General features: G+C 65.5%; 13 protein-coding genes. 7 read left to right on the plus strand and 6 right to left on the minus strand.

Annotated elements, in window-relative coordinates; all coding sequences use genetic code 11:
* The first annotated feature begins 118 nt into the window (after positions 1 to 118).
* Positions 119 to 1,720, plus strand: coding sequence for an aminopeptidase P family protein (locus EMB92_RS07120; protein ID WP_150394325.1), 1,602 nt, complete (start codon positions 119 to 121; stop codon positions 1,718 to 1,720).
* Positions 1,721 to 1,723: 3 nt separating this feature from the next.
* The gene (locus EMB92_RS07125; protein ID WP_150394326.1) at positions 1,724 to 2,245 is read left to right on the plus strand and encodes an NUDIX hydrolase; all 522 of its coding nucleotides are present in this window, start codon (positions 1,724 to 1,726) and stop codon (positions 2,243 to 2,245) included.
* Positions 2,246 to 2,342: 97 nt separating this feature from the next.
* On the opposite strand, the gene EMB92_RS07130 is transcribed toward EMB92_RS07125, so the two are convergent.
* The 4 genes from EMB92_RS07130 to EMB92_RS07145 all read right to left on the minus strand — a co-directional run bounded on the left by EMB92_RS07130 (position 2,343) and on the right by EMB92_RS07145 (position 8,103).
* The gene (locus EMB92_RS07130) at positions 2,343 to 4,055 is read right to left on the minus strand and encodes a dipeptide ABC transporter ATP-binding protein (RefSeq protein ID WP_150394327.1); all 1,713 of its coding nucleotides are present in this window, start codon (positions 4,053 to 4,055) and stop codon (positions 2,343 to 2,345) included.
* Positions 4,056 to 4,058: 3 nt separating this feature from the next.
* Positions 4,059 to 5,258 (minus strand): ABC transporter permease, encoded by a 1,200-nt coding sequence (locus tag EMB92_RS07135; protein WP_150394328.1) that lies wholly within the window; start codon positions 5,256 to 5,258, stop codon positions 4,059 to 4,061.
* Between the two features lies 1 nt (position 5,259).
* Positions 5,260 to 6,348, minus strand: a complete 1,089-nt coding sequence (locus tag EMB92_RS07140) for an ABC transporter permease (RefSeq protein ID WP_150394329.1) — start codon at positions 6,346 to 6,348, stop codon at positions 5,260 to 5,262.
* Positions 6,349 to 6,468: 120 nt separating this feature from the next.
* The gene (locus EMB92_RS07145) at positions 6,469 to 8,103 is read right to left on the minus strand and encodes an ABC transporter substrate-binding protein (protein ID WP_150394330.1); all 1,635 of its coding nucleotides are present in this window, start codon (positions 8,101 to 8,103) and stop codon (positions 6,469 to 6,471) included.
* Between the two features lie 504 nt (positions 8,104 to 8,607).
* Between EMB92_RS07145 and EMB92_RS07150 the strand changes: the two genes are divergently transcribed.
* Positions 8,608 to 9,756, plus strand: a complete 1,149-nt coding sequence (locus EMB92_RS07150; RefSeq protein ID WP_150394559.1) for an ROK family protein — start codon at positions 8,608 to 8,610, stop codon at positions 9,754 to 9,756.
* Positions 9,757 to 9,810: 54 nt separating this feature from the next.
* Here the strand turns inward: EMB92_RS07150 and EMB92_RS07155 are convergent, their stop codons facing one another.
* A complete protein-coding gene (locus EMB92_RS07155) occupies positions 9,811 to 10,557 on the minus strand; it encodes a copper homeostasis protein CutC (protein ID WP_150394331.1) in 747 nt (248 codons plus the stop codon).
* 266 nt (positions 10,558 to 10,823) lie between these two features.
* On the opposite strand from EMB92_RS07155, the gene EMB92_RS07160 reads away from it, so the two are divergent.
* The 4 genes from EMB92_RS07160 (at position 10,824) to EMB92_RS07175 (ending at position 15,792) form a co-directional block, all read left to right on the plus strand.
* Positions 10,824 to 12,041 carry an ROK family transcriptional regulator gene (locus EMB92_RS07160; RefSeq protein WP_150394332.1) on the plus strand — a complete coding sequence of 406 codons (1,218 nt, stop codon included), beginning with the start codon at positions 10,824 to 10,826 and terminating at the stop codon, positions 12,039 to 12,041.
* A 78-nt stretch (positions 12,042 to 12,119) separates the two neighbouring features.
* Complete coding sequence (locus EMB92_RS07165; RefSeq protein ID WP_043167027.1) at positions 12,120 to 13,031, plus strand: carbohydrate kinase family protein; 912 nt, start codon at positions 12,120 to 12,122, stop codon at positions 13,029 to 13,031.
* Between the two features lie 158 nt (positions 13,032 to 13,189).
* Entirely contained in the window at positions 13,190 to 14,512 is a 1,323-nt protein-coding gene (locus EMB92_RS07170; RefSeq protein WP_150394333.1) for a glycoside hydrolase family 125 protein, read from the plus strand.
* Positions 14,513 to 14,556: 44 nt separating this feature from the next.
* Positions 14,557 to 15,792: an AGE family epimerase/isomerase gene (locus EMB92_RS07175; RefSeq protein WP_150394334.1), complete on the plus strand. Its 1,236-nt coding sequence runs from the start codon at positions 14,557 to 14,559 to the stop codon at positions 15,790 to 15,792.
* Between the two features lie 130 nt (positions 15,793 to 15,922).
* Here the strand turns inward: EMB92_RS07175 and EMB92_RS07180 are convergent, their stop codons facing one another.
* Positions 15,923 to 17,038 carry a LacI family DNA-binding transcriptional regulator gene (locus EMB92_RS07180; protein ID WP_150394335.1) on the minus strand — a complete coding sequence of 372 codons (1,116 nt, stop codon included), beginning with the start codon at positions 17,036 to 17,038 and terminating at the stop codon, positions 15,923 to 15,925.
* Positions 17,039 to 17,045 lie beyond the last annotated feature (7 nt).

Below are 17,045 nucleotides of genomic sequence, written 5' to 3' on the forward strand. Positions count from 1 at the left end.
GTTGTGGGTGGGTTGTGGGCGGGCATGAATGGGTGGTGGTACAGGACGACAGCGTACTAGGATGGGAGCGGTAACACGAGACCCTTCTATGAGGAGTATTCACAAGGGAGGAATATCCATGGGTGATGTCGTCACCGACAAGGACAAGCAGTACGAGGCCGAGGAGCGCCGGAGCGCGCCGGGCCCGGATCAGGCGATGAGCGACCGAGTGAACAACCGTTCGCTGCGTCCGCGCTCCGAGGCGTTCAAGGAGTTCATGCGCTCCGGATGGGCGGATGACGAGCCGGACATCGAGCCGCTGGAATCCTCGAAGTTCACGCCGGCAAGGCTCAAGGCCCTCGGCGCCGCCTTCCCGGGCGAGCGTCTGGTGATCCCCGCCGGAAGCCCCAAGGTGCGCAACAACGACTGCGATTACATGTTCCGTCCGGACACCGCCTTCGCGTACTACACCGGTCTCGGCGTCGACTACGAGGCGGGCGCCGTGCTGGTCCTCAACCCGGTGGACCCGGATTCCCCCGAGGCCAAGGCCGGCCAGACCCATGTGCCGGAGCTGTTCGTCGCCCCCCGCGCCGACAACTCCACCACCGACTTCTTCATGAACCCGCACTACGGCGAGTACTGGGTCGGCCCGCGCGCCGGTCTCAAGGAGATGACCGCGATGACGGGCATCGAGACGCATGACATCGCGCAGCTGGCCGACGCCCTGTCCAAGGACGTGGGTGCGGAGGCCGGCGCCGTGCGCGTGCGCGTGATGCGCGAGACCGACCCGAAGATCACCGCGCTCGTCGAGTCGGTGCGCGAGGCGAACGGCGCGGCCGATCCGGATAGGAACGCCGCCGCCGACGACAAGCTGCACGAGTTCACGTCCGAGGCCCGCATGGTCAAGGACGCCTATGAGATCGGCGAGATGCGCAAGGCCGTCGACGCCACCAAACACGGCTTCGACCGTCTGCTCTCCTCCCTGCCGTCCGCGCTCGACAAGCCGCGTTCCGAACGCATCCTCGAGGGCGCGTTCAACGCGGTCTCCCGCGAGCTCGGTAACGCGGTCGGCTACGATTCGATCGTCGCCTCCGGACCGCACGCCCCGATCCTGCACTGGATGCGCAACACCGGCGTGGTGAGGACCGGCGACATGCTGCTCGTCGACGCGGGCGTCGAGGTCGACTCCCTGTACACGGCGGACATCACCCGCACCTTCCCGACCAACGGCAGGTTCACCGATCTGCAGAAGCGTCTGTACCAGGCTGTGCTCGACTCCCAGCAGGCCGGCTTCGAGGCCGCCAAGCCGGGTGCCACGTATTCGGACATCCACCACGCGTGCATGCGCGTGATCGCCGAGCGTCTGCACGACTGGGGCCTGCTGCCGGTGGACGTGGAGACGTCCCTCTCCCCCGAGGGCCAGCAGCATCGCCGTTGGCTCGCCTGCGGCGTGGCACATCACCTTGGTCTCGACGTGCACGACTGCGCGCAGGCCCGTTTCGAGTCGTATCAGGGCGCACCGATCCGTCCGGGCATGATCTTCACGATCGAGCCGGGCCTGTACTTCCGTGAGGACGATCTGCTGATCCCGCCGGAGTACCGTGGCATCGGCATCCGCATCGAGGACGACGTGCTCATGACCGAGAACGGCCCCGAATGGATCTCCGCCGGCATCCCGAAGCAGATCGAGGACGTCGGGGAGTGGATGCGCGAACGCGCCGCGGCCGGTCAGGAGCGCTGAACCATGCCGACCCCCGAATTCGTGCTCGAACTGCGTAAGAAGATCGGCCATGATCTCCTGTGGCTCAACGGCGTGACCGGCTGCGTGCTCAACGAGCATGGGCAGCTGCTGCTCGGCCGCCGTTCGGACACCGGCGAATGGGCGATGGTCTACGGCATCAACGAGCCGGGTGAGCAGCCCGCCGACACCGTGGTGCGCGAGATCAAGGAGGAGACCGGCGTCGACGCGATCGTCACCGATCTGGTGGCCGTCACCTCCTCCGACAAGGTCATCACCTATGCGAACGGCGACAACACGATGTACATGGACCATTCGTTCCTGTGCGCGCTGAAGCCCGGCGGCAACGCCGACCCGTTCGTCGGTGACGAGGAGAGCCTTTCCGTCGGCTGGTTCGATATGGACGATCTCCCCCAGCCGCTCGCGGCCAGCACGGTGGAGCGTCTGGCCCTGTTCCGCACGTACATCGAGAACAAGGCCAGAGGCGACGCCCACGCGCTGTTCGTCTTCGACGGAGAGCAGCACTAGCGGATCGTAACGCCGACAACCGGCAACAGAGAAAAGCCGTTGCTGAGGATCACTCAGCAACGGCTTTTCTCGTACCTTCAGAGGAAATCGAGCCCCGTCACGCCTCGGAGGCGAGCAGCTCGTGGAGCTGATCGCGGTGGATGCGCTGCTCGCGCGGGTCGGGCACCGGCAGCGAGGCCAGCAGCTTCTTCGTGTACGGGTTCTGCGGACGTTGCATGATGTCGTCCGCGTCGCCGTGCTCGACGATGCGGCCCTTGTGCATCACCATGATGCGGTCGGCGAGCATGTCGACGACGGCCAGATCGTGGGTGATGAACAGGCAGGCGAAGCCGATCTCGACCTGCAGCTTCTTGAACAGCTGCAGCACCTTCGCCTGCACGGACACGTCCAGTGCGGAGGTCGGCTCGTCGGCGATGAGCAGCGACGGCTTCAACGCGAGGCCGCGCGCGAGCGACGCCCTCTGCCGCTGTCCGCCGGAGAGCTCGTGCGGGAATCGGTTCATGTACGCGCGCGGCAGCTGCACCATTTCGAGCAGGTCGCCCACGTAGTCCCTCGCCTCGGCGACGGAACCGTACTTGCCGTGCACGATGAGCGGTTCGGCCACGTTCTCGGCGATGGTCATCAGCGGGTTGAACGAGCTTCCCGGATCCTGGAACACGAAGCCGATGTCGGCGCGCTTGGGCTTGAAGTCGCGTTCCTTGACGCCGTTCATCTCGATGCCGAGCACGTTGAGCGAGCCGCCGGAGACCTTCTGCAGGCCGGCGATCGCACGACCCGTGGTGGATTTGCCGGAGCCGGACTCGCCCACGAGGCCAAGCACCTCGGAGCGGTGGATGGTGAAGTCGATGCCGTCGACCGCCTTGAAGTCGGGCTGCATGAGGTGGCCCGGGTAGGTGATCGTCAGCCCCTTCGCCTCGACGGCCACCGGCTGGCTGCGCCAGTCGGATTCACGCTCCAACACCCTGCCGTCGCGGTCGTACACGGTGAGCTTCTGTCCGATGCGCGGAACGGCGCCGAGCAGACGCTTGGTGTAGTCGGCCTTGGGATGGTAGAAGATCTGTTCGACCGTACCCTGTTCGACAACGTGGCCGCGGTACATGACGACGACCTGATCGGCGATGTCGGCGATGACGCCCATGTTGTGCGTGATGATGAGCACGGAGGCGTCGAACTCGTCGCGGGCGAGGCGCAGCAGGTCGAGGATCTCGGCCTGCACGGTGACGTCGAGCGCGGTGGTGGGCTCGTCGGCGAGGATGAGCCCGGGGTTCAGCACCAGCGCCATCGCGATGACGATGCGCTGCTTCTGGCCGCCGGAGAACTGGTGCGGATAGTAGTCCACACGGGTCTCGGCGTCCGGGATGCCGACCTTCTTCAGGATGTCGATGGCCTTGGCGCGCAGCTCCTTCTTGTCCTTCATGCCGTGCGCGCGCAGGCCCTCCTCGATCTGCCAGCCGATGGTGTACACCGGGTTCAGCACCGAATTGGGCTCCTGGAAGACCATCGCGGCCTCGGAGCCGCGCACCTCGCGCAGCTGTTCGCCGCTCAGGGAGAGCACGTCGAGCGAATCGGAGCCGTCGCGCTTGGACAGGTAGACGGCACCGGAGGTGGTGGCGGTCTCGGGCAGGAGCTTGATGATCGATCGTGCGGTCACAGACTTGCCGGAGCCTGATTCGCCGACCACGCCGACGACGGTCTTGCGCGGGATGGTGAAGTTGATCCTATCGATCGCCTTGATGGATCCTGCGTCGGTCATGAAGGAGACGGACAGGTCCTTGATCTCGGCGAGATTGGCGTTCTGGGACTCGGTCATGGCTCACTCCTTTCCTTCATCCGAGGCGGGGGCCTTGCCCTCGCCGGTCCATTCGCTGCCCGGGATCGCCGGATCATGGTCGATGACGGTGACGGGCGTCTCGTTCGGGGCGAGCGGGTTTCTGGCCGCGTCGAGCTCGGCGACGACCTCGTTGCGCGCGCCGGGCTTCTCGCTCGGGTCGACGGAGGTGTCCTCGATCGAGCCGACGACCTCGCCGGCGGACTTGCGGGCGCGCAGTCGCGGATCGGCCAGATCGTTGAGCGATTCGCCGACGAGCGTGATGCCGAGCACAATGAGCACGATCGCGAGGCCCGGGAAGATGGCCGTCCACCAGATGCCGGCGGTCACGTCGGCGACGGAGCGGTTCAGGTCGTAGCCCCACTCGGAGGCGGCGGTCGGTTCGATGCCGAAGCCGAGGAAGCCCAGACCGGCGAGGGTCAGGATCGCCTCGGAGGAGTTGAGCGTGAGGATCACCGGCAGGGTGCGGGTGGAGTTCTTGAGCAGGTGCTTGGTCATGATGCGCCAGGTGGAGGCGCCGACGACCTTCGCGGATTCGACGTACGCGGACGACTTGATGCGCACCACTTCGGCGCGGATCGTGCGGAAGTACTGCGGGATGTACACCACGGTGATCGAGATGCCGGAGGCAAAAATGCCGCTCCACAGGCCGGACTGGCCGCCGGAGATCATGATGGCCATGAGGATGGCGAGCAGCAGGGACGGGAACGAGTAGATCGCGTCGGCGATCACGACGAGCACGCGATCGACCCATCCGCCGAAGTAGCCGGAGACGAGGCCGAGCAGCACGCCGGCGAAGATGGAAAGCAGCACGGCGATGACGATGGCGATGATGGCGGTGCGCGCGCCCCAGATGGTGCGGCTGAACACGTCATAGCCGCCCACGGTCGTGCCCCAGATGTGTTCGGAGCTGGGCGCGGCCTGCGTCGGGAACGCCTGGCCGGACGAGTCCTTCATCTGCGAATAGCCGTACGGTGCGATGAGCGGCGCGAAGATGGCCAGGAGGATGAAGAAAAGCGTGATCACCAGTCCGGTGACGAGCATGCCCTTCTGCCAGCCGACGGCGATGCGCAGATCCTTGATGATCGGAGCCTTGGTCCACCACGGGCCGGACTTGTTGACCTTGAGGTCGTTCAGGCGGCTGTCGCCGGGCACGCCGACCTTGTTGACGGTGCTTTCGGTCATGTCAGTACCTCACTCTCGGGTCGATGAGCGCGGCGACCACGTCGACGATGAAGTTGACGACGGCCACGATGATGGCGATGAGGATCACGATGCCCTGCACGGCCACGAAGTCGCGGGCCTTCAGGTAGGTGGAGAGCATGAAGCCCAGTCCCTTCCATTCGAAGGTCGTCTCCGTCAGAACCGCGCCGGCGAGCATCATCGCGATCTGCATGCCCATGACGGTGATGATCGGGATCAGGGCCGGACGCCACGCATGCTTCCTGAGCAGGCGCGATTCGGACACGCCGCGGGAACGTGCCGCCTCGACGTAGCCGGAGTTGTAGGTGGCGATCACGTTGGTGCGCACCAGACGGATGAACACGCCGGCGGTCAGCAGGCCCAGCGCGAGGGCCGGCAGGACGGCGTGGCGCAGCACGTCGGCGAGGACGGTCATGTCGCCCAGCTGGAGCGAGTCGATGATGTAGAAGCCGGTCGGCGATACGAGACGCTGGAACTGCATCTCGCTGGTCAGGTCGGAACGGCCCGAGGAGGGCAGCACGTTGAGCCACACGGCGAAGATGAGCTTGAGGACCAGACCGAGGAAGAACACGGGGGTCGCGTAGCACAGGATGGCGAACACGCGGATGCCGGCGTCGGCCGCGTGGTCGCGGTGGCGGGCGGCGATGCGGCCGAGCCCGATGCCGACGATGAGCGCGACGATGAGCGAGAGGAACGCCAGCTCGAACGTGGCGGCGCCGTAACGGGTGAGGATGGTGATGACCGGCTGGTTGTCGGTGAGCGTCGTGCCGAGGTCGCCGTGAAGCAGACCGCCGAGGTAGTCGAGGTACTGCACGATGAGCGGACGGTCGTAGCCGGCGGCGTGGATTCGCTTCTGCAGCTCCTCGGGGGTGAGTCGGCCGCCGAGCGCGGCGGAGATCGGGTCGCCGGTGGCGCGCATCACGAAGAAGACGATGGTGACGAGGATGAAGACCGTGGGGATGATCAGCAGGAATCTGGTCAGGATGAATCGGAAGAACCCGCCGGACAGACGGTTCCGCTTTGGCTTGGCCGCCTTCGTTCCGGTGGAGTCCGTTGCGGTGCTGTCTGACACGCGAAGCTCCTTTTTGATGGATGGGTGATGATGTGATAAGGCTCCCGCCGGCTATGCCGACGGGAGCGGGTGGGTTCGGCCGGCGGATTATCGATCCGCCGGCCGGTCCGCGCTATCGCGTCACTTGGTGACGGAGGCGTAGCGGAAACGGAACGACGCGTCGAGGGTGACGCCCTTGACGTTCGCACCGGTCACGGCCACCTGCGCGCCCTGCAGCAACGGGATGGTGGACAGGTCCTCGGTCTCGAGCTTCTGGATCTGCTTGAGGATCTCCTCACGGGCGGAGGCGTCCTTCTCGCCGGCCTGCTTGACGATGAGGTCGTTGACCTCCTTGTTGGAGTAGCCGTTGTTGACGAAGTTGCCGTCACGGAAGAACGGAGACAGGTAGTTGTCCGGGTCGGAGTAGTCCGGGAACCAGCCGAGCTGGTAGACCGGGTAGGCGCCGTCGGAGCTGTCGGTGACGTTGCGCTCCTTGTTGTACTGGGTCCATTCGGTGGACTGCAGGTCGACCTTGAACAGGCCGTCGGCCTCGAGCTGGTTCTTGATGGCAGCGTACTCGTCGGCGGAGGAGGAGCCGTAGTGGTCGTTGTTGTACTGCAGCTTCAGATCGACCGGGGTCTTGACGCCGGCGGCCTCGAGGACCTGCTTGGCCTTCTCGGCGCTCGGCTTGCCGTTGCCGTCGCCGTAGGCGGCCTTCAGGGTGTCGTCATGGCCGGCGAGGCCGTCGGGGATGAAGGAGTACAACGGAGTGTAGGTGTCCTTGTAGACCTTGGTGGACAGCTCGTCGCGGTCGATGAGGTTCGCGACGGCCTGGCGCACGGCCTTGGCCTTGTTGGCGTCCGGCTCGCTGGACTTCTCGCCGTACGGCTGGATCTTGAAGTTGAAGGCGAGGAAGCGCTCCTCACCGCCCGGTCCCTTGACGACCTTGACCTTGGAGTCCTTGGAGAGATCCTCGATGTCGGTCGGGCTCAGGGAGCGGTAGGCGACGTCGACCTGGCCCTGCTGGACGGCGAGCTTCAGGTTGGAGGCGTCGGCGAAGTACTTGACCTGCACGGCGGAGTTCTTGGCCGGGGTCAGGCCCTGGTAGGAGTCGTTCTTGGCGTAGGCTGCGGACTCGTTGTTCTTGAACGAGGTGAGCGTGTACGGGCCGGCGAACGCCTTCTTGGAGACGATCGTGTCGGCCGGGGTGAGCTTGTCGGCGTCGAAGGAGTCCTCGTCGACGATCGGGCCGGCCGGGCTGGAGAGCACCTGCTTGAGGGTCACGTCGTAGGGCACGGTGTCCTTGAACACGACGGTGGTGTCGTCCTTGGCGGTGACGGAGTCGATGTTGGCCAAGAGCGAACTCGGGCCGTTCGGGTCGTCGATCTTCTTGATGCGGTCGAAGGAGAACTTGACGTCGGAGGCGGTCAGGTCGTTGCCGTTGGCGAACTTGAGGCCGTCCTTGAGCTTGACGGTGAACTCGGTGCCGTCGGAGTTCCACGTGCCGTCGTCGGCGGCGATGTCCGGGCTCAGCTCGGAGGTGTTGTAGTTCTGCGCGTACAGGAACGGGAAGATCTGGATCTGCACGGCGTAGGAGCCGTTGTCGTAGGAGCCGGCCGGGTCGACGCTGGTGATCTTGTCGGTGGTGCCGATGGTGATAGTCGAACCCGCGTTCGCGGTGGCGCCCGCGCCGTTGTCCTTCACGCCGCCGCATGCGGCGAGCGAGGCGATGGCCGCGACGGATGCGATCAGCGCCATGACTTTCCTGGATTTCATGGGAATCCTCTCTCTAAGGTTCCTAGGGTGTGTTCCTAGGCCACATCGCGTATGCGCCGGTGTGGATTAGGGCCGACTATAGGAACTCTTTGTGTTAACTGGACGTTTCCTTATGTGACGCGCATGCATTGCGATGTGCCGTTTTCCTTGAAATTCCAACGTTTCATTATTGCGTCCACATGTCGGATCCGACAATGAGGCGATGTCCGAATCGTGAAACCCTCCGATGAGATCACGAAGCGCATGTTCACTGAAAACAGGGAAGTTAAGAACACTTACAAATCCGCCGATCCCCGACGCCAAGCCGCTCCCGGGAGGTTGCGGGAGCCGGCAGCGAGACTATAATGAAAAGACACATTGCTTAAATAGTAGGCGCGGGCAGTGTCGCGGTGCATACTATCATTCCCTGACGCCCGTGGGCGGTACGAGACATGACGGACGATTACGACGGATTACGACGACGATTACGACAGTGATATGGCGGTATTCAAGGAAGGCGGCATCATGGCCGATCAGGCGTACACAGGTTCGCTCCCACTGAGGGCCCCCGGCCGGACGACCAAGGCCAGCCCCTCCGACGTGCGAAGGCTCAACCGCTCGCTCATCTTCAATCTGCTGTTCCCGGCGAGCCGCTATTCACGCGCCCAGCTGGGGCGGATGACCGGGCTGTCGCGCGTGGCCGTCTCGGACGTCGTGGCGGGCATGCTCGATGAGGGACTGATCCGCGAGAACGGCCATGTCTCCCCCGTCACCGGCAAGGGCAAGAGGGCCATGCTGCTGAGCGTGGACACGACGCGTCTGCGCATCATCAGCATCGATCTGGCCCAGCCGCATCTCGTGCAGGGCGCGCTGACCGATCTGCTCGGAAACCCCCTGCAGCATATGGAGAGTGCGCTGGGGCCGGACGTCCGCGTCGATGCGGACACCATCGTCCAGCTCGTCGACCAGCTCACCGCCGATCTCGACATGGGCTCGCTCGTCGGCATCGGGGTCGCCGTGCCCGGCGTGGTCCGCGGCGGCGTGGTGAGCGAGTCCACGGCGCTCGGGTGGCGCGACGTGGATCTCAAGACCGTGCTGGAGACCCGGTTCACCGTTCCCGTCACGATCGCGAACAACGTGATGTGCACGATGCTCACCGAGCGCTTCTTCGGGCAGGCCGGCCCGAATCTCGTGTTCGTCAAGATCGGCCACGGCATCGGCTCGGCGACGCTCATCAACGACGTGCCGGTCATCGGCGAACAGCACGCCGGTGGCGAGATCGGCCACATCTCCCCCGACCCCGAGCACGGACCGCTCTGCCCCTGCGGCAAGCGCGGATGCATGGAGCGCGTGATCTCGGCCGGCGTGCTGAGAGAGCGCATGATCGGCGCCGACGAGACGAAACGCACGGCCATCATCCGTGAGGCCGGCGAGTACTTCGCCTCGGCCATGGCCATGCCGGTCGGTCTGCTCGACATCAGCGACGTGTGCGTGTACGGGCCCGCGGACGTGGTCAACGACACCTTCCTCGAGGCGGCGCAGCGGCGTCTCGACGCGATGACGCTGTCGAAGTTCCATGATCGGGCGGTCATCCGCCGCTGCCAGTGCGGGGCGGAGGCCACCCTGCGAGGCGCGGCGGTGGTCGTCGTGCTACATCATCTCGAGGAGGAGTAGCGTCATAGCACCAGTCGGCGCAGGTCACCGACGGTCACAGCCGGTCGGCACCGTTCAGCGGTGCGCCGCCTCCACCGCCGCGCGCACCGTCTCCCGGTCGGTGACCTCGATCGGCGCGCCGCCACCGCCTCCCGGACCGCCCTCGGAGTGCACGAGCCGCTTGGCGGACATATGCAGCGCATCCACGCCGGCGGCTCGGGTCGCGGCTATCGACTCGAGGGTGAGACCTCCTCCGGCCTCGATCTGGATGCGTCCGGAGGCCCGGACCGCCAGATCGTGCAGGGCGCCCACGCCCTCGGGCACGCGCGGCGCGCCGCCCGAGGTGAGCACGCGCGTGTACCCCAGGGCGATGAGCGTCTCCAGTGCGGCGTCGCGATCGGGAACCATGTCGAAGGCGCGGTGGAAGACGAGCTGGACGTCCCGTCCCGTCTCCCGCCCGGCACGGCGTGCGGCGTCGGCCAACGCCGCCGCGAACGGCTCGTCGATCACGCCGTCACGCGTCAGACCTCCGACCACGACCCCGCTGGCGCCGGCATGCACGGCCATGCGCACGTCGGCGAGCTGCACGGCCTTCTCGTCGTCATCGAACACGAACGATCCGGCGCGCGGGCGGATCAGGGCCTGCACTCCCCCGTCGTCGCCGCCCACGCCGATCGCGGCGCACGCGGCGATGAGGCCCGCGCTTGGCGTGAGTCCTCCGGTGGCACCCAGCGCCACGCATAGTTCGATGCGGTCGGCACCCTCCTCCTTCGCGATCCTCGCGCCGGCGACATCCTGCACGGCTATTTCGATCATCGTCATACGCAGCTCCTTCGTGACCTGTGATCGTTTCCACGAAAACTCCGCAAGGGCCTCTTCGCCCGCAGTCTTCCGTGGCTTGGCGTCCATCCTAGCCGCCGTAAACGGAGACGCCCCGTCGGCGACACGCCGGGCATTCCTTAATTGCGTTCATGTATTAACTGCGTTAATATCTTAATCAAGTTCAGATTCAAGGACGATCGCAGACCACCCAACGGTGGACCACACAACGGTGCGGACGGCACGGATGACGCAAGGAGGTGTCAGGCATGAGCAACGGCAGCAACGCCACCGGCACATCCCGGGCATCCATCGCCGAGTCCAACCGCTCCCGCATCCTCCAGCATCTCTATCACAACGGCGTCAGCTCCCGCGCACAGATCGCCAAGGCGCTCGACCTCACCCCCGCCGCCATCACCAAGATCACCGCGCAGCTCATCGACGTCGGCGCCATCCAGGAGACCGGCGACATGGAGGGCGCGAAGAACCGCCGCTCCATCGGCCTGAAGCTTGACACCACGCACTTCCACGTGATCGGCGTCAAATTCGCCCGATCCCTCGTGCGCATCGGCGTCTTCGATCTGGCCGGCAACACCCTAGGCACCGAGGACATGCCGCCCATCACCAACGAGACCATCGGCGAAACGGTGACCCTGCTGCACCGGCGCATCGAGGAGCTGCTGGACGAGGACGATCTGATCGTCGCCATCGGCATGGCGATCCCCGGCCCCTACATGCGCGACAAGGGCTACACCGCCGTCGTCTCGTCGATGACCGGCTGGCGCAACGTGAACTTCATCGACGAGTTCACGCATGCGTTCCGGGTCCCCGTGTTCATCGAGCAGGACGCCCGGGCCGGCGCGCTCGCCCATTACCTGTTCGACCCCGAATCGCACGGCGAGAACGATCTCGCCTACTATCTGGTCGGCGAGGGCGTGGGCCTCGGGGTCATCGACAACGGCCACATCGTCAACGGCGCGCTCGGCGCCGCCACCGAGATCGGCCATGTCTCCGTCGACGTGCACGGCAAGCCCTGCGACTGCGGCAACGTCGGATGCCTCGAACGCTATTGCTCCACCCCCGCGATCCGCCAGGAGATCGTCGCCAACGGCGAGATCGTGCCCGGCGCGCAGTCCATGTCCAACGCGGAGGCGACGCGGGCGCTGTTCGCCTTGGCGCGCAAGGGCGACGCCAAGGCGCGCGAGCTCGTCCTGCGTACCGCCCGATACGTCGGCTACGGCTGCATGATCATCTTCAACGCCTTCAACCCGGCCCACATCATCATCGGGGACATCGTCGCCGAAGGCGGCGATCTGTTCCTCGACGAGGTGCTCGCCACGGTGCGAGGCCGTTCCATCCCCGAGCTCTACGACTCCACCAGAATCACCCTGTCGACCATGCCGACGGACGCCGCCGTGTGCGGCGCGGCGGCCGTGGCCGTCACCCAGTTCCTCGAGCGGCCATCGACCTTCTTCGATCTGGGCTAGGCCCGGACGCCAAGGAGCGAACCACAAGATTTCCCAAACGGAAAAACCCAACACAACAAACAAGGAAAGGAAACCACCATGTCCGAAACCACCAAGTCCAAGCCGATCGTCCTCTCCCTCGGCGAGCTGCTGTGGGATATGCTCCCCACCGGCAAGCGCGCCGGCGGCGCCCCCGTCAACTTCGCCTACCACGCGATGATGAACGGCGCGGACGGCTACTCCATCTCCGCCGTCGGCGAGGATGAGCTCGGCGACGAGCTGCTGGCCGAGACCGCCAAGGCCGGCATCCACGCCGTGATCCAGCGCAACGCCTGGCCGACCTCCACCGTCGAGGTCGAGCTCAGGAACGGCATCCCGGAGTACACCATCGTCAAGGGCGTGGCCTGGGACCACATCCTGTACACCCGTCAGCTCATCGACGTCGTCAAGCAGGCCGACGCCGTCTGCTATGGCACCCTGGCTCTGCGCTCCCCCGAGTCCCACGCCACCATCACCGAGCTGCTCAAGCACACCAAGCCGGGCGCGATGAAGTTCTTCGACATCAACCTGCGCGGCGACCACTACTCCAAGGAGCTCATCGAGGAGCTGCTGGGCCAGGCCACCGTCTTCAAGATCAACGACGAGGAGCTGCTGCTCCTGCGTGACATGTTCGACATCCGCGGCACCTCCGGCGACGACGCCTCCCGCTGGTTCCTCGAGCAGTACGATCTCGACTACGTGATCCTGACCGCCGGCTCCGCCTACTCCACCATCATCTCCAAGAACGGCGAGATCTCCACCGTGGACACCCCGCGCGTCGAGGTCGTCGACACCGTCGGCGCCGGCGACTCCTTCTCCGGCACGTTCACCGCCCGCACCCTGCTGGGCGACTCCCTGGCAGAAGCCCACCGCAAGGCCGTCAACACCGCCGCCTTCGTGTGCACCCAGAACGGCGCCTGGCCGCAGTACCCGGCCCAGATGCCGGACTACCTGGCCGAGGCCGGCAAGTGATCCTCTCGATCATCGTCGGATGATCGTCTGATCCGAACGCGCAGGGCCGGCGGCCGTCCGCCAAGGATGACCGCCGGCCTTTCGCGTGTCGCCAACTAAACCGGTTTAGAATACCGGATGAAAGCCATTGTCCATCCACCAACGAAGAAGTTGAACCAATGACATCACCGACACCGAAGGTCGCACACGACGCCGCGATCCCGCGATCCGTAGCCGATTTCATGCACCGCATCACCGATCTGTGCGGCGCGGAGCACGCCGACTGGGCCGAGAACTTCAACGCCTGCTTCGCGAACACCCTTGCGACCACCGTGCGCCGTCATGACGACGGCACGACGTTCCTGGTCACGGGAGACATCCCGGCGATGTGGCTGCGCGACTCCACCGCGCAGATGCGCCCCTATCTGGCCATCGCCCCGCAGGACGAGGAACTGTCCGATCTCATCGCCGGCCTCGTGCGCCAGCAGTTCCGGTTCATCGGCATCGACCCGTACGCGAACGCGTTCAACGAGACCCCCAGCGGCGCCAGTTGGGACAAGGACGACCGATCCGACTTCTCCAGCCCGTGGCTATGGGAACGCAAGTATGAGGTGGACTCGCTGTGCTATCCGATCCAGCTCGCGTGGATGCTCTACGCGAACACCGGACGCAGGGACCACTTCGACGACGTGTTCGTCGCAGGCGTCAAGCGCATCCTCGACGTGTTCGAGACCGAACAGCATCACGAGGATTCGCCGTACTTCTTCATGCGCGACACCGATCTTGCGACCGAGACGCTCGACAACGACGGCCGGGGCACGCCCGTCGCATACACCGGCATGACCTGGTCGGGCTTCCGCCCCAGCGACGACGCCTGCACGTATCACTATCTGGTGCCGTCGAACATGTTCGCCTCGGTCGTCATGGGCTACGTCGAACGCATCTTCTCCCCCGATCTGCTCGACGACCCGTCGATCGCCTCACGCGCCGCACGTCTGCGCGAGGGGATCATCGCCGGCATCGAGACCCATGCGAAGACCACGAACCGCGACGGCGAGACCATCTACGCCTTCGAGACCGACGGCCTCGGCCACCACCTCATCATGGACGACAGCAACGTGCCGAGCCTCATGGCCGCCCCCTACCTCGGATACTGCGCGGCGGACGATCCGGTCTACCTCGCCACGCGCCGCACGCTGCTGAGCGACGAGAATCCGTACTACTACGAGGGCAGGTGCCTCAAGGGCATCGGCTCCCCGCACACGCCGCCGCGCTACGTCTGGCCGATCGCCCTGTCCATCGAGGCGATGACCAGCGACGACCGGCAGACCAAGGCCCGCATCCTCGACGCGCTCGTCGCCACCGACGCGGGCACGCACCTCATGCACGAGGGCATCGACGTCGACGATCCCACGCACTACACGCGCGAATGGTTCAGCTGGTCCAACATGATGTTCTGCGAACTCGTCATGGACTACTTCGACATCCGCGTCAGGCGCTGACTTACCCATCAACAACAACCATTTCCAACGAAAGGAAACACCCCATGTCCACCAATCCGCGTTATGCGCTCGGCACCGAGGCCAACCGCATCTTCATGGCCTCCGAGACCTACGAACTGCTCGATTTCGGCAAGGGATTCCCGGCGCCGAACGGAGGCTCCGGCTGGCTCAACGACGACGGCACGCTCGACCCCTCCCACGGCGTGGAGACCTGGATCACCTCGCGTATGGCGCACGTCTACTCGATCGGCGAGATGCTCGGCTACCCGGGTGCCGGCGAGCTTGCGGACAAGGCCCTCAAGGGCCTGACCGGCATCCTGCACGACGACGAGCACGGCGGCTGGTACCCGCAGGTCTTCGCCGACGGCACCCACGCTCCGGGCAAGGTGTGCTACGCCCACGCCTTCGTGATCCTCGCCGCGTCCTCGGCGCTGCTCGCCGGACGCCCGGGTGCCGGAGAGCTGCTCGACGAGGCCCTGAGGACCTATGACGAGCACTTCTGGGACGAGGAGATCGGACTGGCGGTGGATACGTGGAACACCGAGTTCACCGAGCTCGACCCGTACCGCGGCCTCAACGCCAACATGCACACCACCGAGGCGTTCCTCGCCGTCGCCGACGCCACCGGCGACAACTCCTACCGCGTGCGCGCCGGGCGCATCATCGACCATGTGATCGGCTGGGCCAAGGACAACGAATGGCGCATCCCCGAGCACTTCAACGCCGACTGGTCCCTCGATCTCGAATGCAACGCGGACAAGAAGGACGACCAGTTCAAGCCGTACGGCGCCACCCCGGGCCATGGCATCGAATGGTCTCGTCTGATCACCCAGTGGGCGCTGAGCTCCTTCGCGAACCTCGAGGGTGCAGCCCCGTACATCGAGGCCGCCGAGCAGCTGTTCGCCCGCGCCGTGGCCGACGCATGGAACGCCGACGACACGGTGGGACTCGCCTACACGACCGACTGGAACGGCAAGCCTGTAGTGACCGACCGCATGCACTGGACGCTCGCCGAGGCGATGAACACCTCCGCCACGCTCCACGCCGCCACCGGCAGGGACGAGTACCTCGACTGGTACGCCACGTTCGCCCAGTACGTCGACGAGCATGTCATCGACCATGAGGGCGGCTCCTGGTTCCACCAGCTCGACAAGGACAACCACGTGCTCGACACGGTCTGGCCGGGCAAGTCCGACCTGTACCACGCGTTCCAGTCGACGCTGATCCCGTTCCTCGAGCCGTCGGTGTCCATCGCCACCGCCGTGAAGAACGCGGACTGACCTCTCCCCTCGTCACCTCGTCTTAAGGGGGCCAGGGCATAGGTGAGGCCCCGCAATCCGTTTGGGATTGCGGGGCCTCACCTATGCCGCGTCGATGCTCACACGTCACACACGTCACACACATCACTGTTCACACGTCGATGGAGCGCGAGGTGCTTTCGCGGATGACCAGTTCGGGCTTGAGGATCCGGCGGTTGCCGCTGACCGGATCGCCGGCCAGCACCTTGAGCAGCAGCTTGGCCACCTTCGCGCCGTATTCGCTGGCGTCGCGATGCACCGAGGTGATCGACGGATACGCCGCCTCGCAGATGAAGCTGTCCTCGAAGCTCACGATCGCGGGAACCCCTTCAAGGCCTCTCCCCTGCGCGATCAGATGGGCGGCGATGGATCGCAGGCTCGCCGCCGCCAGCGTCTCGCTCTCGTAGATGAAGGCGGTGGGAGGCACCGGCAGGGCCATGAGCCTGAGCGTCAGCTCGGACGCCCGCTCCGTCTTGAAATCGGTGAACTCCACGTGGATGGATTCGAGTCGCCTGCGCTTGGCGAACGCACGGAACGCGGCCTCGCGGTCCTTGCTGTAGTCGAGGGTCGGGTCTCCCGAGATATAGGCGATGCGACGATGCCCCCGCTCCAGCAGGTGTCTGAGCACCGTCTCCATCGTGCCGCCATCGTCGATCGACAGGGACGGCATCAGCGAGGATGGATCCGGTCCGCCGGCAAGCACCGCGGGAACCCCGAGTCTGTTGAGCAGTGTGGGTCGAGGGTCGTCCGCACGCAGGTCGACGAGTACGACGCCGTCGACCCGTTTGCGCGCCGACCAGTCCCTGTAGACCGTGAGCTCCTCGCGCAGCGACGCGCAGGGACGGTAGAGCAGACCGTAGCCCTTGCGGCTCAATGAGGCGTGCAGGCCGGTCATGAAGTGCAGCATGAAGCTTTCGTCCTGCAGTTCGTCGGCGGAGCGTGAGGGGGCGAACCCGACGGTCATGGTCTTCGACGATCCCAGCGCCTGTGCGGCATAGACGGGAGTCCAACCGAGTTTCGCCGCGGCCATCTTGACCTTGCGCTTGGTCTCCTCGGAGACTCCGGGCCTGTCGTTGATGGCGAAGGACACCGCCGTCTGCGAGATGCCCAGTTCGTCGGCGATGTCCTTGAGCCCGACGCGCCTGCCGCGCGCGGGCGTACGGGCCGCACCGTTCTGGACAGCACCGTCTGGGACACTGTCCCGGGGACCGTCGGATCGAGTCACCATTGCTTCA

This window comes from Bifidobacterium callitrichos (assembly GCF_008698085.1).
Lineage (GTDB): Bacteria > Actinomycetota > Actinomycetes > Actinomycetales > Bifidobacteriaceae > Bifidobacterium > Bifidobacterium callitrichos.

Excerpts from the sequence above, each read along its gene's own strand:
- EMB92_RS07145 (WP_150394330.1), bottom strand. The coding sequence starts at position 8,103 with ATGAAATCCAGGAAAGTCATGGCGCTGATCGCATCCGTCGCGGCCATC.
- EMB92_RS07125 (WP_150394326.1), top strand. The coding sequence starts at position 1,724 with ATGCCGACCCCCGAATTCGTGCTCGAACTGCGTAAGAAGATCGGCCAT.
- EMB92_RS07135 (WP_150394328.1), bottom strand. The coding sequence starts at position 5,258 with ATGACCGAAAGCACCGTCAACAAGGTCGGCGTGCCCGGCGACAGCCGC.
- EMB92_RS07165 (WP_043167027.1), top strand. The coding sequence starts at position 12,120 with ATGTCCGAAACCACCAAGTCCAAGCCGATCGTCCTCTCCCTCGGCGAG.
- EMB92_RS07155 (WP_150394331.1), bottom strand. The coding sequence starts at position 10,557 with ATGACGATGATCGAAATAGCCGTGCAGGATGTCGCCGGCGCGAGGATC.
- EMB92_RS07175 (WP_150394334.1), top strand. The coding sequence starts at position 14,557 with ATGTCCACCAATCCGCGTTATGCGCTCGGCACCGAGGCCAACCGCATC.
- EMB92_RS07180 (WP_150394335.1), bottom strand. The coding sequence starts at position 17,038 with ATGGTGACTCGATCCGACGGTCCCCGGGACAGTGTCCCAGACGGTGCT.
- EMB92_RS07130 (WP_150394327.1), bottom strand. The coding sequence starts at position 4,055 with ATGACCGAGTCCCAGAACGCCAATCTCGCCGAGATCAAGGACCTGTCC.
- EMB92_RS07160 (WP_150394332.1), top strand. The coding sequence starts at position 10,824 with ATGAGCAACGGCAGCAACGCCACCGGCACATCCCGGGCATCCATCGCC.
- EMB92_RS07170 (WP_150394333.1), top strand. The coding sequence starts at position 13,190 with ATGACATCACCGACACCGAAGGTCGCACACGACGCCGCGATCCCGCGA.
- EMB92_RS07120 (WP_150394325.1), top strand. The coding sequence starts at position 119 with ATGGGTGATGTCGTCACCGACAAGGACAAGCAGTACGAGGCCGAGGAG.
- EMB92_RS07150 (WP_150394559.1), top strand. The coding sequence starts at position 8,608 with ATGGCCGATCAGGCGTACACAGGTTCGCTCCCACTGAGGGCCCCCGGC.